Here is a 15,101-nt window from a genome sequence, read left to right on the forward strand (position 1 = left end):
GCAACCCACAGACGGACGGGAGGGGGGGGGGGCGCCCGCCCCCCCCCCCCCCCCCCCCCCCCCCCCCCCCCCCCCCCCCCCCCCCCCCCCCCCCCGCCCCCCCCCCCCCCCCCCCCGGCGCCCCCCCCCCCCCCCCCCCCCCCCCCCCCCACCCCCCCGGGGGCGGGCCCCCCCCCCCCCCCCCGCCTCCTGTCTGTCTGCGGGTCGCGTCAGGCGATCCGCTTGAACGCCTTGTCGACGTAGCGGTCGACGGTTGCCCGCGCTTCACGCGCGTAGCGGTCGATCGACGCGGTGCGCTCCGGGTCCGGTGCGTACTCGCGGCCGAGCCGAGCGGTGGCCGCGGCGAGGACGCCGTCGGTCAGCTGCGGGTTGAGCGGCAGGATCGGCCCCTGCGTGTGCGTGCCGAAGGAGTTGCCGACGATCGCGCCCTCGACCGGGGCGCCCGCCTGATTGCCGCCGCCGGAGACGACGTCGGCGAACGGCCGGGCACCGGCACCGAGCTCGATGCGCGTCGCGTGGTCCTCGAAGCCGGCGAGGCGCGTCGGGGCTCCGGGGAGCAGCGGGTACGCGGTCTCGAGCACGAAGTAGTTCACCCGACGCTCGGCGCCGCGGACGGCACGCGCGTCGAAGACCCCGAAGCCGGTCACGGGAGCACCGTCCGTCGGGACGACCTCGGTCGTGGCGAGGTCGAACCCGCCGCCGACGGCCACGACGGGCACCCCGGCAGCGGCGAACTCGCGGAGCGGCGCACCGATGCGTGCGATGTCGTCGCCGAGCGACCGCATCGCGCTGAGCGGTCCGTTGCCGATCACGACGACGTCGGCCGCGGTGGGGAGCTCGTCACCCGGCGCGTACTCGAGCACCTCGGTGGCGATGTCCGCGGCTGCGGCACGACGGACCAGGGCCGCCACGTTGCCGCGGTCGCCCGAGACGCCCATCTGGCGGGGGTAGACGTGCAGGATGGTCAGCCGGTCGGCCGTCATGCGGTCTTCTCCATGTCCGGGTGGCCGAGGGCCTTGCGGGCGATCATCATGATCTCGTAGTTGACGATGAAGTTCTTCGTCCCGGAGTTCGTCGAACCGAGCTGCTCCATGTGCTTGATCGCGGCCTCGACGTCGGGCTCGACCCGGCCGATGCGGACGCCGGCGTGCTCGAGGGCGATCGCGATCTGCCAAGCCTTGTCGCCGGAGACGACGTCGACGTGGTCGAGCTTCGAGAAGTCGATGTCGTAGATCCAGGAGATGTCCGGCGTGCCCTCGTCGATCGCCATGAGCACCTGTTCCGGGTGGTCCGGCAGGGCGTCGAGGTTGAGCTGGAGACTCGCGGCGTTCTTGAACATCGTGAACTCGGCAGACTCGCCCGCGATGGGGAGTCGCTCACCACGTCCGTACGCCGGCTTCATCGTGCCGAAGGCCGTCGTCACGGCGTCGGCGCGGAACTGCGCACCGAGTGCGGCACTCGCCGTCGCGGTGGCCGCTGCCGCGTCGACGGCGTAGTGCAGCCCGCGAGCCGGCAGGCGGACCGGGATCTCGGCACCGTCGAAGCGGATGGTCGCACCGTCGCCGGTGTTCACCACGACCTCGGCGTCGGCGACGTTCGGCACGGCGTCCTGCCGGTCGAAGTCGTCGGCGTTCTGCAGGCCGTTCGGCGCGGCGGCGACGACCTCGGCGCTGGCGCCGAAGCGCAGCACGAGCTGGCCGTCCGTACCGACGTACGCGTCGAGGAACTGGTCGTCACGGTTGGTGATGACGTTCGCGGTCGACAGGGCCGCGGTGTCGAGCATCATCGTGGCGACGCGTTCGGTCTCGAAGAACCGGTAGAGCTGGTCGACCTGGACGTTGAGCATCGTCACGGTGGACGGCGACAGGATCCCGGCGAGCTCGACCGCGAAGGCCTCGTCCACCTCGAGGATGCCTATGTCCGCCTTGAGCTTGCCGGTCAGCGACACCTCGGACAGCAGCGCCGAGGCGATGCCCTGCGGCAGGTTCGCCCCGGACGGGTTCGTGAAGACCCGCAGCCCGTGCGCCCGCACGATGTCGGAGATCATGTGGGTCGTCGTCGACTTGCCGTTCGAACCGAGCACGAAGACGACGCCGTTCGGGAACTGCGCGGTGACGTGCTGGAGGAAGTTCGGCACCAGCTTGAGCACGATGTACCCGGGGTAGGCGGACCCCCCGCCACGCGCACGTGCGAGGGCGCGGAGGATCCGCCCGACGAGGATCGGGATGACGAAGCGCATCGGCCTACTCGAGGTAGTCGCGCAGCGACTGCGACCGCGACGGGTGGCGGAGCTTCGCCATCGTCTTGGACTCGATCTGACGGATGCGCTCACGCGTCACGCCGAACGTGTCACCGATCTGGTCGAGGGTCTTCGGCTGGCCGTCCCCGAGACCGAAGCGCATGCGGATGACGCCCGCCTCACGCTCGGAGAGGGAGTCGAGCAGGCTCTCGAGCTGCTTCTGCAGCATCGTGAACCCGACGGCGTCGGCCGGGACGACCGCCTCGGTGTCCTCGATCAGGTCGCCGAACTCCGAGTCGCCGTCCTCACCCAGCGGGGTGTGGAGCGAGATGGGCTCGCGGCCGTACTTCTGCACCTCGACGACCTTCTCCGGGGTCATGTCGAGCTCGCGGGCGAGCTCTTCCGGAGTGGGTTCGCGACCGAGGTCCTGCAGCATCTGGCGCTGGACGCGGGCCAGCTTGTTGATGACCTCGACCATGTGGACCGGGATGCGGATCGTGCGGGCCTGGTCGGCCATGGCACGGGTGATCGCCTGACGGATCCACCAGGTGGCGTAGGTCGAGAACTTGAAGCCCTTGGTGTAGTCGAACTTCTCGACCGCACGGATCAGGCCCAGGTTGCCTTCCTGGATGAGGTCGAGGAACTGCATGCCGCGGCCGGTGTAGCGCTTGGCGAGCGACACGACCAGGCGGAGGTTCGCGCCGAGCAGGTGCGACTTCGCGCGCTGACCGTCACGGGCGACCCAGCGCAGCTCGCGCTCTTCCGGCTTCGAGAGCCCGGTCGAGTGCTGCAGCTTGTCTTCGGCGAACAGGCCGGCCTCGATGCGCATCGCGAGCTCGACCTCCTGCTCGGCGTTGAGGAGGGCGACCTTGCCGATCTGCTTGAGGTAGTCCTTCACCGGGTCGGCGGTGGCACCGGTGATCGTCGTGGAGTAGACCGGCGCCTCGTCGTCGTCGGACTGCGAGATGACGAGCGCACCCGCGGCGACCGCTGCTGCGGCGTCCGGCTTGGTGTCCTTCTCGTCGGTCTCGGTGTCGGCGTCGTCGGTCGCGTCGGCCTCGGCGACCGGGGTCTCCTCGTCGATGTCCTCGTCGTCGTCGGCCTTCTTCTTCGCCTTCGGGGCGGCCTTCTTCGGGGCGGCCTTCTTGGCGGTGGTCTTGGTGGCGCGCTTCTTCGGCGCGGCCGTCCCCTCGGCTTCCGCAGCGCTCTCTGCTGCGGTGCCCTCGGGCTCGGTGTCCTTCGTGGGATCGATCGTCGTGCTCCGGGCAGCCATGCGATCACCTCTCTCGTCGTGCCACGTTCGTGGGGTCGTGGCCTCCCTCGCCGCCCAGGGCCTGCGCCGCGGTCTCCCGCGTCATCAGGTCCTACCGTTCCGGGCAGCACTAGGACCCATGTCAAGTCCCCCGGTTTCTGCGGCGCACTGGAGTGCTCCGAGACACAGGAGGCCCGAACGGGTCCGCGTTCATTATTGCACGCTCCGCTTCCGCAGGCGCGCAACGAGTGCAACCCAGAGCGGCCCCACCCGTATTCCGTCCTGGGCGTGCAGCACCCGGCGCGTGCGACGACGGGCGTGCAGCAGCATCACGACGCCGATCCCGACCACGACGTACTGCACGGTGAGGGCCAGCCGGAAGTTCGTCCACGCGAACACGGTCTGCCCCGACGCCGACGACGCGAGGTCGAGGATCGTGCCGATCAGGAACATCATCACGAACGCGGCGAGGAACCCGCCGACGTTGACCACGCCGTTCGCCGACCCGAGGGAGCCGACGGGGTTGAAGGACCGCGCGAAGTCGAACCCGATGAGCGACCCCGGCCCGCCGATCCCCATCACGACGACGAGCACGATCAGCAGCCACGTGGGCGGCTGTCCGGGCCACACGAGCACGGCGGTCCACACCACCGCGAGAGCGACGACGATCCCGAGCACGAGGTTCGACCGTCGCAGCGGGAACCGGGCGCAGAGCACGCCGAGCACCGGCCCGACGACGAACCCGGTGACGACGATCACGGTGAGGAAGCCGGCCGCCTCGGACGGGGAGTACCCCAGCCCGCGCAGCATGGGGACGCCCCAGAGCAGTGAGAAGACCGTTCCGGAGGACTGCGTGACGTAGTGGGACCAGAAGCCGAGCTGGGTACCGGGACGCCGCAGCGCGTGCCCGAAGGTGTGGAACGCGCCCCGCCAGGTGTGCGGCAGCGGGATCGTGTCGGTGCGCACCGGCACGGGGCCGTTCCGGACGAAGACGAACGCCAGCACGAGCCCGACGGCGCTCGCGGCCGCGGCGACGCCGAACGCCGGCGACCACCCCGCGGTGTGCAGCAGCACGGCGAAGGGGAACGCCGACAGGATCTGCCCGACCTGGCCGAGGTTGCCGGTCCACTGCGAGATCTGCGGCAGGATCGGCCCGCTGAACCACATCGGCACGAGGCGGATCACGGAGATGAAGGTCATCGCGTCCCCGGCGCCGACGAGGACACGCCCCGCGATCGCCGGCCCGATGGTGGGCGACACCGCCACCACGGCCTGGCCGGCGACGAGCAGCGCGGCGCCCAGCAGCACGAGTCGGCGCGGGCCGACGCGGTCGAGGGCGATCCCCACCGGGATCTGGAGTCCGGCGTAGACGGCGATCTGCACCACCGCGAGCGTCGACAGCACCGCCGCCGACACCGCGAAGCGGTCCTGCGCGTCGACGCCGGAGACCCCGAGCGAGGACCGCTGCACGACCGCGAGGACGTACGCCAGCACCGCGACGCCCCACACGAGGAAGGCGCGGCGGGAGTTCACGTGACCAGGCTAGCGGGGGCGGCACCGCCGCCAGGACGGGCTGTGGAGAACGTGACGAGCGCGACGGACGGGTGTCGCGCCTCCCGTCCGACGGTCCAGGAGGCGCGACCCGCCTCCGCCACGTCGGTGCGGCCGCTCGCCGCTCGCGTCGCCGTGGGTGCTGCTGATCGGAACGGCTAGTCGCCGCTCGCGTCGCCGTCGGTGCGGCGGTCCGCCAGGAAGCGTTCCAGCTCCGCGGCGATCGCGTCCGCAGTGGGGACCTGCCCGTCGACGCCGGTGAGCGGCGACGCGATCGGGTTGCCCTCCATGTAGGTGTCGTGCCGTTCCTCGAGCACCCCGACCAGACGCTGCAGCTCCTCGTTGCCGGCGACCTGCTCGTCGACGCGGGTGCGGAACTCGCGTCCCTCTTCGCGCAGCTCGTCGGAGGGGAAGATGAGGCCGGTGGCGGCGGAGATGCCGGAGAGCGCCGCGACGGCGGCGTCCGGGAACTCGGTGTCGGACAGGTAGTGCGGGACGAGCAGGACGAGTCCGGTGACCTGTTCGCCGAGTTCGGACAGCCGGTGCTCGACGAGGTGCAGGACGTTCGCGGGCGCCTGGGTCTCGGGCTTCCAGACGCTCATCTGCTCGACGAGGTCGGCGCGCGTGCCGGAGACGGTGAGGCTGATCGGGCGCGTGTGCGGGACGGGCATCGGGATCGACTGGACCCAGGTGGTGTCGGCGACCCGGAGCTGGGCGGCGAGGTCGGTGACCGCGCGGACGAACCGGTTCCACTGGAAGTCCGGCTCGTACCCGGAGAGGAAGAGGAACGGCTGGCCGATCTCGTCGCGCACGAGGTGCAGGCGGAGCCGCGGCGGCTCGACGGCGGCGATGTGGTCGTGCTCGAAGGTGATCACCGGGCGGCGTGCACGCCAGTCGAGCAGGACGTCCGGGTCGAACTCGGCGACGAGCTCCGTCTCGAGGTCGTCCAGGACGGCGGTCGTCACCTGCGCCACGGCCGAGCCGGCGTCGGCGAACCCGGTGAGTCCGGCGACCAGGTGCAGCCCCTCGGGGACGGACGGCGCGTCCTCGGCGAAGGTGTAGAGCTCCTCGGGGTGGTTCACCGTCCCCATGCTAGGCGGGGAGCCGGTGTCCCCCGGTGCCGGGCGGCCACGCCGACAGCGAACACCTGCTGGATAGGGTTGGGGCATGGTCCGACCGACGCTCTCCACTGACTCCTCCGCTCCCGCCTCGATCTCCGCCGACGTCCTCGTGCTCGGTGTCCGGCCCGGGTCCGACGGCGCTCCCGCGACCATCGCGACGCCCGCCACGACGCCGTTCTCCGCGCTCGACGGCATCGACCTCGCTGCCATCGGTGCGACCGGTGCGAAGGACCAGCTCGTGCGCATCCCCGCCGTCGGTGTCGACGCGCAGGGCATCGCGCTCATCGGGCTCGGCTCCGGCACCGACGCAGCGGCACTCCGCTCGGCCGCCGGCAGCGCGGTCCGCCAGCTCCCCCTCGCGTCGTCGATCGTCCTCGCGCTGCCGACCGACACGACCGAGCTCGTCGACGCCGCGCTCGAGGGCGCCGCGCTCGGTGCCTACTCGTTCACCCGACACAAGGGCGCCGGCACGACCGGTCCTGCCCGCGGGGACCAGCAGGTGACCGTGCTGGCACCCTCCGCCGCGGCCGACGCCACCGTCCGCCCGGCGATCGTCGGCGACGCCGCCACGCTCGTGCGCGACCTCGTCAACACCGCTGCCGGTGACCTCGGCCCGGCGGACGTCGCCGACGTCGCCCGTGCGCAGGCCGAGGGGCTCCCCCTCACCGTCGAGGTCCTCGACGAGACCGCGCTCGAGGAGCAGGGCTTCGGCGGCATCCTCGGTGTCGGTCGCGGCTCGGAGCGCCCGCCGCGGCTCGTCGTCGTCCGGTACGCGCCGGAGTCCGCGACGAAGCACCTCGCACTCGTCGGCAAGGGCATCACGTTCGACTCGGGTGGTCTCTCGCTCAAGCCGGCCGGCTCCATGCTCGGCATGAAGACCGACATGACGGGTGCCGCCACCGTCCTCGCCGCGACCGTCGCCGCCGCGCGTCTCGGACTCGACGTCCGCGTCACCGCGTGGCTGTGCCTGGCGGAGAACATGCCCTCCGGCTCGGCGACGCGCCCCGGCGACGTCCTCACGCTGAAGAACGGCAAGACCGTCGAGGTCACGAACACCGACGCCGAGGGCCGACTCGTGCTGGGTGACGGCATGGCCGCCGCGTCGCTCGAGCAGCCCGACGCCATCGTCGACGTCGCGACGCTGACCGGGGCGCAGGTCGTCGCGCTCGGTGACCGCACCACCGGCCTCATGGGCAGCGACGACCTCGTCGCGCAGGTCCGCGCGGTCGCCGGGGCCGTGGCGGAGCCGATCTGGCCGATGCCGCTCCCCGAGGAGCTCGACGCCCGACTCGCGAGCGAGGTCGCCGACATGGTCAACGCCACCGTCGGCAACCCGGCGGGCGGCATGCTCCTCGCGGGCAAGTTCCTCGAGCGCTTCGTCGGCGAGGGCATCCCGTGGGCGCACCTCGACATCGCCGGTCCGTCGGAGAACAAGGGCGGCGGCTACGGGTGGCTCGGCAAGGGCGCGACCGGCGCCATGGTCCGGACGCTCATCTCGCTCGCAGAAGAGCTCCAGGCCAAGTAGTAGGTTTGACTCCGGCGGGACGGCGCGCTCGACGCGCCCCCGCCGGAAACCAACGGGACGGGACCGGAACCATGCGGTCCGACCGTCGGACGCCGCCGCCGCGGTGTCCAGTGGGGCCCGATCGGTCCCGACACGCACGAGGGAGTTGCACCAGGTGACGGAACAGACTTACGACGTCGTGGTCCTCGGTGGCGGCAGTGGTGGCTACGCCGCTGCGCTCCGGGCCGCCGAGCTCGGCATGAGCGTCGCGCTCATCGAGGGAGACAAGCTCGGGGGGACGTGTCTGCACCGCGGCTGCATCCCGACGAAGGCGCTGCTGCACGCGGCCGAGGTCGCCGACGCGACGCGCGACGCCGAGAAGTACGGCGTCATCGCCGAGTTCGCCGGTGTCGAGGTCCCGAAGGTCATCGAGTACCAGCAGGGCGTCATCTCGTCGAAGTACAAGGGCCTCCAGGGGCTCATCAAGGCACGCGGGATCACCGTCGTCGAGGGCTGGGGCCGCCTCACCTCGCAGAACACCGTGCAGGTCGGCGACCAGACCGTGACCGGCAAGAACATCGTGCTCGCGACCGGCTCCTACTCGAAGTCGCTCCCCGGCCTCGAGATCGGTGGTCGTGTGATCACGTCCGAGACCGCCCTGCGCATGGACTACGTGCCGAACAAGGTCGTCATCCTCGGTGGTGGCGTCATCGGCGTCGAGTTCGCCAGCGTCTGGAAGTCCTTCGGTGCCGAGGTGACGATCGTCGAGGCGCTCCCCCACCTCGTCCCGGCCGAGGACGAGTCGATGTCGAAGCAGCTCGAGCGTGCGTTCCGCAAGCGCGGCATCGAGTTCTCGCTCGGTGTCCGGTTCCAGGGCGTCGAGCAGCACGAGAACGGCGTGGTCGTCACGCTCGAGGACGGCAAGACCTTCGACGGCGACATCCTGCTCGTCGCGGTCGGCCGTGGCCCCGTGACGCAGAACGTCGGCTACGACGAGGTCGGCGTCGCGATGGACCGCGGGTTCGTCACGACGAACGAGCGCCTCGCCACGAACATCCCGAACGTGTACGCCGTCGGCGACATCGTTCCGGGCCTGCAGCTCGCGCACCGCGGCTTCCAGCAGGGCATCTTCGTCGCCGAGGAGATCGCCGGGCTCAACCCGGTCATCATCGAGGACAAGAACATCCCGAAGATCACGTACTCCGACCCCGAGGTCGCATCGGTCGGTCTCTCGCAGGCCAAGGCCGAGGAGCAGTACGGCGCCGACAAGGTGGACTCGTACGAGTACAACCTCGCCGGCAACGGCAAGAGCCACATCATCGGCACGTCCGGTTCGGTCAAGGTCGTCCGTGTGGTCGACGGCCCCGTCGTCGGCGTCAGCATGATCGGCGCCCGGGTCGGCGAGCTCATCGGCGAGGCACAGCTCGCCGTGAACTGGGAGGCCTACCCCGAGGACGTCGCGCCGCTCGTCCACGCGCACCCGACGCAGAACGAGGCACTCGGCGAGGCGTTCCTGCACCTCGCGGGCAAGCCGCTGCACGCACTGTGAACACCATGACCACCACCACGAACCACCCCTGCGAAGAGGAGTCCACCCGATGAGCGAATCCGTCAACCTCCCGGCGCTCGGCGAGAGCGTCACCGAGGGCACGGTGACCCGATGGCTGAAGAACGTCGGTGACCGGGTCGAGGTCGACGAGCCGCTGCTCGAGGTCTCGACCGACAAGGTCGACACCGAGATCCCGTCGCCGATCGCCGGCGTCGTGGAGGAGATCCTCGTGCAGGAGGACGAGACCGTCGAGGTCGGCACCGCGCTGGTGAAGATCGGCGACGGGTCGTCCGACGGTGGTTCCTCCGACGGTGGCTCCACCGAGTCGGACGAGTCCTCGAACGAGGCCGCTGCCGACGCCGAGGAGCCCGAGGCGGCACCGAGCACCGAGCAGGAGTCCGAGACCCCTGCCCCGGAGCCGACCGAGCCCGAGCCGGCCCCCGCCGGTCAGACGCAGCCCGCTGCGCCGCAGGCCCCGGCTGCACCGCCCGCCGCCGCTCCGGTGCCGCAGGCCGCTCCGGTGCCGCCGCCCGCCGCTGCCCCGCCGGCAGCGGTCCCGGCTCCGGCTGCCGCTCCGGCTCCGGCTGCCGCCTCGGGTGGCTCGGCCGCCAGCGCCTCGGTGCCGAACCCGACGCAGGACGCCTCGGCCTCCGGCTACGTCACCCCGCTCGTGCGCAAGCTCGCGAACGAGCAGGGTGTCGACCTCTCGACCGTCACCGGCTCCGGCGTCGGCGGACGCATCCGCAAGGAAGACGTCCTCGCCGCTGCCGAAGCCGCTGCGAAGGCCCCGGCCGCCGGTGGTTCCGCCGCTGCGGCCCCGGCCGGTCCGTTCGTCGCCGAGGTCTCGCCGCTGCGTGGCACCCGCGAGAAGATGACCCGCCTCCGCAAGGTCGTCGCCGAGCGCGCCGTGCAGTCGATGACCTCGACCGCGCAGCTCACCAGCGTCGTCGAGGTGGACGTGACTAAGGTCGCGCAGTTCCGTGACGCGCACAAGGCCGAGTTCCTCGAGAAGACCGGTTCGAAGCTCTCCTTCATGCCGTTCTTCGCCCTGGCGGCGTCCGAGGCGCTCAAGGCGCACCCGAAGATCAACTCGACCGTCGAGGGCGAGGAGATCGTCTACCCGGAGACCGAGAACGTCTCCATCGCGGTGGACACCGAGCGCGGCCTGCTCACCCCGGTGATCAAGGACGCGGCGTCGCTGAACCTGGCGCAGTTCTCGCAGTCGATCGCGGACCTCGCCGAGCGCACCCGCAACAACCAGCTCAAGCCGGACGAGCTCGCGGGTGGCACGTTCACGCTGACGAACACCGGTTCGCGTGGCGCGCTGTTCGACACCCCCGTGGTGTTCCTGCCGCAGTCGGCGATCCTCGGCACGGGCATCGTGACGAAGCGTCCGGCGGTCGTGAAGGTCGACGGGCAAGAGGCCATCGCGATCCGTTCGTTCGTCTACCTCGCGCTGTCGTACGACCACCGGATCATCGACGGCGCCGACGCGTCGCGCTACCTCGTCGCGGTGAAGAACCGCCTCGAGGAGGGCAACTTCGGCCCGAACCTCGGGTACTGAGCCCAGCGCTCGTCGTACTCCGGACGGCCCCGATCCCACCGTGGATCGGGGCCGTTCCCCGTTGCCGGCGTGTTCAGCCGATCGCGAAGACCACCGCCGCGGTCAGCCCCGCCGCGACCACGACCCCCACCAGCGCGCGTCGGAGCGGCAGCCGTCTCCCACCGCCGATCGGGAGGCCGTGCTCGACGACCCCGCGCAGCGCCGTCCCGAGGGAACCAGCCGACCCCGGTGGCATCGACGTGCGCTCGGGCAACCCGACGAGCAGGTCGCCCGACGGCCGTTCCCAGCGGATCGGGCGCGGCGCCGCGGCGGCCCGGACCACTGCCAGCGCCGCACGCATCGCCGTCGTGTCGCCGTCGAGGGCCTCGGCGAGGGCACCATCGACGGCCGGACGGTCCGGCGCGCGTGCGTCGGTCCGCTCCCACACCAGCCGGGCCGCGAGGACCAGGACCCTCGCGCCGCTCTGGTCGGACCGCCGGACGCCGTCCGACCCGGGTGGCCGGTCGCACAGCACGACCGCACCGGCATCGTCCACCAGGACGTCGTCGAGCCCCGCGGAGCCGATCTGCACCGCGCCGGACCGTTCGGTCACTGCGAGCTCGAGCATCGGGACGGTGAGCGTCACGGCGACACCGGTGGTCGGCGTGCCGAGGGTGTCGAGTGCCGCGGACAGCACCGTCCCCGCGGGACGGAGGACGTCGACGGCGAGCCGTCCGTCCGCCAGTCGGCCGACGTCGACGACCGGGACGAGGTGCCGTGCCGAGGGGTCCGGGGCGACGGCGGCGCGGTCGGCGACCCAGGTGAGCAACGGCTGCTCGTCGTCCACCGCGTGCCACCGGACGTGATCGGGGAGCGTCTGCATCCCGACAGCCTGGCCGGGCCCGACCGGCCTCCGGCGGACCGGACGCCGTCCTGTGGAGAACGCTGTTCGCCCACAGCCAGAGCATCGACGGTCCTCGGAAGTCGGGACAGGCCGTATCCTGGTCGCATGGCACGCAGCAGTTCTCAAGGTACGACGGCGAAGGAGCCGGGTCGTCTCAAGCAGATGTACCAGGTCTTCACGATGACCCGTCGGGCGGACCCGAGCTCCGTCTGGTGGTTCGCCCTGGCGTTCGTCGTCCCGGTGGTGCTGGGTGTCCTGCTCGCCCTGCTGCTGCCCGGGCAGAACTGGCTCGCGATCATCCTCTGGATCGTGGCCGGCGTGCTGCTGGGTGTGCTGCTCTTCCTGATCGTCCTCGGTCGGCTGGCCGAACGTGCCGCCTACTCGCAGATCGAGGGGCAGCCCGGTGCCGTGGGTGCCGTGCTGTCGAACTCGCTCCGCCGTCAGTGGCGCTCGAGCGAGATGCCGGTCGCGGTGCACGGTCGTTCGCAGGCCGCTGTCTACCGGGCCGTCGGCACCCCGGGTGTCGTGCTCATCACCGAGGGCCAGCGTGGCAACCTCAACCGCCAGGTCGACGAGGAGCGCCGCAAGGTCCAGCGCATCGTCCCGAACGTCCCGGTGCACGTCGTGCACGTGGCCAGCGGCAAGGACGGCGACGGTGACGACTCGGTGACGCTGCACAAGCTCCCCCGCGCGATGAACAAGTTCAAGAAGGCGCTCAACCGCAACGAGGTCCTGGCGGTCGCGAACCGGCTCGACTCCCTCACGCAGAGCCCGGCCGCGGCGATCCCGAAGGGGATGGACCCGATGCGGGCCCGCGCGGGACGTCCGCGCTGACGGACTCCCCCACAGACGACGAACGCCCCCGACCGTGCCAGGTCGGGGGCGTTCTGCGTCGGCAGGGCGCGACGGGCGCTGGCGCGGTGGGGTCAGCGGCGTCGCGCAGTGCGGCGTCGCGCACCACGGCGTCCGTGCGGCGTCATGCGACGTCGGCGGCCTCGCAGGGTGCGGCTCTCGCCTGTCGGTGCGAGGTCGACCACGCGGTGCGGGCTCGAAGTGCGGCACCGAGTGGGCAACTTCATGCCCGGCGAAGCACCTCGCACCGTGCAGCGCGGGTCCCGTGCGCTGGCGGTCCGAACGTCGGCGATGGGTCGATCGCGCACCGTGCGAGGTTCGGCGCACCGTGGGACGGGCGCCTGCTCGCACGGAGGACGGAACCTCGCACCGTGCTGCGCCGCGCTCTCACGCCGCCCGCTCCGCGCCGCTGCGCGCTCAGCGCCCCGCGCCGCCGCGCTCTCGCGCCGCCCGCGCCACGCGCTCCGCGCCGCAGGCCCCTCAGCGCCGCACCAACACCGTCCCGGCGATCCGGTCGTGCGCCCCACGGCTGTCGCGGTCGATGATCAGCGCCGGCACGACCAGGCACAGCAGCACCGTCCGCACCACCGGCCGCCAGACCCCGACGTACCCGCCGCGCATCGGCACCACCCGGAGCCCGACGCACACGTGCCCGAACGACCCCGACAGCAGGCAGATGAACAGGATCTGCAGCACGGCGAATATCGCGATCTGGATCCACGAGTGCGCGATGTCCCCCGAGCCGTTCACGGGCGACCACACACCGGTGACGTACGCCACGAGGTCGGCCAGCGCACCGTCGATCAGCAGGGCCACGATCCGGCGGCCGATCCGCCCGACGCTGCGGGGCCCCTCTTCCGGCAGACCGAGGTCCTTGCCCGGCCAGCCGTCGGGATGCCCCGATCCCCCGGAGGACGACGCGGACGACGAACTGGTGCTGCGGGCCATGGTCCCAGCGTAGGCGAACGGGTCGACGTAACACGCACGAAACAATCCAGTCATGTCCGGGAAACTCGGTGTCAATAGCCTCGTCGGAGGGTGCCGAGATGGACCCTCCGACATCACCCAACCCATTGGAGATCGGCCCACATGTTCAGCGATTCCTCCGAGGTCCTGGCCTTCATCAAGGACACCGACGTCAAGTTCCTCGACATCCGGTTCACGGACCTGCCGGGTGTGCAGCAGCACTTCAACATCCCGGCCTCCACCGTCGACGAGGACTTCTTCTCGGTCGGCCAGCTCTTCGACGGCTCCTCGATCCGCGGCTTCGCGTCAATCCACGAGTCCGACATGCAGCTCATCCCCGACGTGACGACGGCGTACATCGACCAGTTCCGCGCGGAGCGCACGCTGATCATGATCTTCGACATCTACAACCCGCGGAACGGCGAGATCTACGGCCGTGACCCGCGTCAGGTCGCCAAGAAGGCGGAGAAGTACCTCGCGTCGACGGGCATCGCGGACACCGCGTTCTTCGCCCCCGAGGCCGAGTTCTACATCTTCGACGACGTCCGTTACTCGGTCACCCAGAACAAGTCGTTCTACTCGGTCGACTCCGAGGAGGGCGCCTGGAACACCGGTCGCGAGGAAGAGGGCGGCAACCTCGCCAACAAGACCCCCTACAAGGGCGGCTACTTCCCCGTGTCGCCGGTCGACAAGACGGCCGACCTCCGCGACGACATCACCCTCAAGCTGATCGAGGCGGGCTTCGAGCTCGAGCGCTCGCACCACGAGGTGGGCACCGGCGGCCAGCAGGAGATCAACTACAAGTTCGACACGATGGTCCACGCCGCGGACGACATCCTGAAGTTCAAGTACATCGTCAAGAACACCGCCGACCAGTGGGGCAAGGTCGCCACGTTCATGCCGAAGCCGCTCTTCGGTGACAACGGTTCGGGCATGCACACCCACCAGTCCCTCTGGAGCGACGGCAAGCCGCTGTTCTACGACGAGAACGGCTACGGTGGCCTGTCCGACCTCGCCCGCTGGTACATCGGCGGCATCCTCAAGCACGCACCGGCGCTGCTCGCCTTCACGAACCCGTCGATCAACTCGTACCACCGTCTGGTGAAGGGCTTCGAGGCCCCGGTCAACCTGGTCTACTCGGCCGGTAACCGCTCCGCCGCGATCCGCATCCCGATCACGGGCACGAACCCCAAGGCCAAGCGCATCGAGTTCCGCGCGCCGGACGCCTCGGGCAACCCGTACCTCGCGTTCGCCGCGCAGCTGATGGCGGGCCTCGACGGCATCCAGAACCGCATCGAGCCGCACGAGCCGGTCGACAAGGACCTCTACGAGCTCCCGCCGGAAGAGGCGAAGGGCATCCCCCAGGTCCCCGGCTCCCTCGACGAGGCGCTCGAGGCGCTCGAGGCGGACCACGAGTTCCTCACGAAGGGCAACGTCTTCACCGAGGACCTCATCCAGACCTGGATCGACTACAAGCGCGAGAACGAGATCCTCCCGCTCGCGCAGCGCCCGCACCCGTTCGAGTACGAGCTCTACTTCGGCGTCTGACACGCACCGCACCACGAACGCCCCCGCACCGGTCTCCGGTGCGGGGGCGTTCTCGCTGTGCCGACACTCGCC

At 70.9% G+C, this 15,101-nt stretch carries 12 protein-coding genes; 5 read left to right on the top strand and 7 right to left on the bottom strand.

The genetic code is table 11. The annotated features are described in order from the left end of the window. Nucleotides 1-209: 209 nt before the first annotated feature. The 5 genes from WFH25_RS04605 to WFH25_RS04625 all read right to left on the bottom strand — a co-directional run bounded on the left by WFH25_RS04605 (nucleotide 210) and on the right by WFH25_RS04625 (nucleotide 6,133). Entirely contained in the window at nucleotides 210-983 is a 774-nt protein-coding gene (locus WFH25_RS04605) for a type 1 glutamine amidotransferase (protein ID WP_336696965.1), read from the bottom strand. Continuing rightward, nucleotides 980-2,239 (bottom strand): MurT ligase domain-containing protein, encoded by a 1,260-nt coding sequence (locus WFH25_RS04610; protein WP_336696966.1) that lies wholly within the window; start codon nucleotides 2,237-2,239, stop codon nucleotides 980-982. Before WFH25_RS04610 ends, WFH25_RS04605 begins: the two co-directional genes overlap by 4 nt. Before the next feature lie 4 nt (nucleotides 2,240-2,243). Beyond that, on the bottom strand, nucleotides 2,244-3,512 hold the full coding sequence (locus WFH25_RS04615) for an RNA polymerase sigma factor (protein WP_070418796.1): 1,269 nt from the start codon (nucleotides 3,510-3,512) through the stop codon (nucleotides 2,244-2,246). Between the two features lie 192 nt (nucleotides 3,513-3,704). After that, complete coding sequence (locus tag WFH25_RS04620; RefSeq protein WP_071295248.1) at nucleotides 3,705-5,024, bottom strand: MFS transporter; 1,320 nt, start codon at nucleotides 5,022-5,024, stop codon at nucleotides 3,705-3,707. 176 nt (nucleotides 5,025-5,200) lie between these two features. Next, nucleotides 5,201-6,133 carry a proteasome assembly chaperone family protein gene (locus WFH25_RS04625; protein ID WP_070418794.1) on the bottom strand — a complete coding sequence of 311 codons (933 nt, stop codon included), beginning with the start codon at nucleotides 6,131-6,133 and terminating at the stop codon, nucleotides 5,201-5,203. Nucleotides 6,134-6,209: 76 nt separating this feature from the next. Here WFH25_RS04625 and WFH25_RS04630 point away from each other — a divergent pair, with 76 nt between their 5' ends. The 3 genes from WFH25_RS04630 (at nucleotide 6,210) to sucB (ending at nucleotide 10,780) form a co-directional block, all read left to right on the top strand. Beyond that, complete coding sequence (locus WFH25_RS04630) at nucleotides 6,210-7,688, top strand: leucyl aminopeptidase (protein WP_336696968.1); 1,479 nt, start codon at nucleotides 6,210-6,212, stop codon at nucleotides 7,686-7,688. Between the two features lie 154 nt (nucleotides 7,689-7,842). Continuing rightward, nucleotides 7,843-9,216 (top strand): dihydrolipoyl dehydrogenase, encoded by a 1,374-nt coding sequence (lpdA, locus tag WFH25_RS04635; protein ID WP_070418792.1) that lies wholly within the window; start codon nucleotides 7,843-7,845, stop codon nucleotides 9,214-9,216. A gap of 49 nt (nucleotides 9,217-9,265) precedes the next feature. Then, on the top strand, nucleotides 9,266-10,780 hold the full coding sequence (sucB, locus tag WFH25_RS04640; protein ID WP_092387436.1) for a 2-oxoglutarate dehydrogenase, E2 component, dihydrolipoamide succinyltransferase: 1,515 nt from the start codon (nucleotides 9,266-9,268) through the stop codon (nucleotides 10,778-10,780). 73 nt (nucleotides 10,781-10,853) lie between these two features. Here the strand turns inward: sucB and WFH25_RS04645 are convergent, their stop codons facing one another. Beyond that, nucleotides 10,854-11,642, bottom strand: coding sequence for a hypothetical protein (locus WFH25_RS04645; RefSeq protein WP_336696969.1), 789 nt, complete (start codon nucleotides 11,640-11,642; stop codon nucleotides 10,854-10,856). A 126-nt stretch (nucleotides 11,643-11,768) separates the two neighbouring features. Between WFH25_RS04645 and WFH25_RS04650 the strand changes: the two genes are divergently transcribed. Continuing rightward, nucleotides 11,769-12,497: a DUF4191 family protein gene (locus WFH25_RS04650; RefSeq protein WP_071295244.1), complete on the top strand. Its 729-nt coding sequence runs from the start codon at nucleotides 11,769-11,771 to the stop codon at nucleotides 12,495-12,497. Nucleotides 12,498-12,995: 498 nt separating this feature from the next. Here WFH25_RS04650 and WFH25_RS04655 read toward each other — a convergent pair whose 3' ends face one another. Continuing rightward, a complete protein-coding gene (locus WFH25_RS04655; protein WP_070418788.1) occupies nucleotides 12,996-13,463 on the bottom strand; it encodes an RDD family protein in 468 nt (155 codons plus the stop codon). Between the two features lie 141 nt (nucleotides 13,464-13,604). Here WFH25_RS04655 and glnA point away from each other — a divergent pair, with 141 nt between their 5' ends. Beyond that, the gene (gene glnA / locus WFH25_RS04660) at nucleotides 13,605-15,029 is read left to right on the top strand and encodes a type I glutamate--ammonia ligase (RefSeq protein ID WP_070418787.1); all 1,425 of its coding nucleotides are present in this window, start codon (nucleotides 13,605-13,607) and stop codon (nucleotides 15,027-15,029) included. Nucleotides 15,030-15,101 lie beyond the last annotated feature (72 nt).

This window comes from Curtobacterium sp. USHLN213, from assembly GCF_037144815.1.
Lineage (GTDB): Bacteria > Actinomycetota > Actinomycetes > Actinomycetales > Microbacteriaceae > Curtobacterium.

Excerpts from the sequence above, each read along its gene's own strand:
- WFH25_RS04605 (WP_336696965.1), bottom strand. The coding sequence starts at position 983 with ATGACGGCCGACCGGCTGACCATCCTGCACGTCTACCCCCGCCAGATG.
- WFH25_RS04610 (WP_336696966.1), bottom strand. The coding sequence starts at position 2,239 with ATGCGCTTCGTCATCCCGATCCTCGTCGGGCGGATCCTCCGCGCCCTC.
- WFH25_RS04615 (WP_070418796.1), bottom strand. The coding sequence starts at position 3,512 with ATGGCTGCCCGGAGCACGACGATCGATCCCACGAAGGACACCGAGCCC.
- WFH25_RS04625 (WP_070418794.1), bottom strand. The coding sequence starts at position 6,133 with ATGGGGACGGTGAACCACCCCGAGGAGCTCTACACCTTCGCCGAGGAC.
- WFH25_RS04630 (WP_336696968.1), top strand. The coding sequence starts at position 6,210 with ATGGTCCGACCGACGCTCTCCACTGACTCCTCCGCTCCCGCCTCGATC.
- sucB (WP_092387436.1), top strand. The coding sequence starts at position 9,266 with ATGAGCGAATCCGTCAACCTCCCGGCGCTCGGCGAGAGCGTCACCGAG.
- WFH25_RS04645 (WP_336696969.1), bottom strand. The coding sequence starts at position 11,642 with ATGCAGACGCTCCCCGATCACGTCCGGTGGCACGCGGTGGACGACGAG.
- WFH25_RS04650 (WP_071295244.1), top strand. The coding sequence starts at position 11,769 with ATGGCACGCAGCAGTTCTCAAGGTACGACGGCGAAGGAGCCGGGTCGT.
- WFH25_RS04655 (WP_070418788.1), bottom strand. The coding sequence starts at position 13,463 with ATGGCCCGCAGCACCAGTTCGTCGTCCGCGTCGTCCTCCGGGGGATCG.
- glnA (WP_070418787.1), top strand. The coding sequence starts at position 13,605 with ATGTTCAGCGATTCCTCCGAGGTCCTGGCCTTCATCAAGGACACCGAC.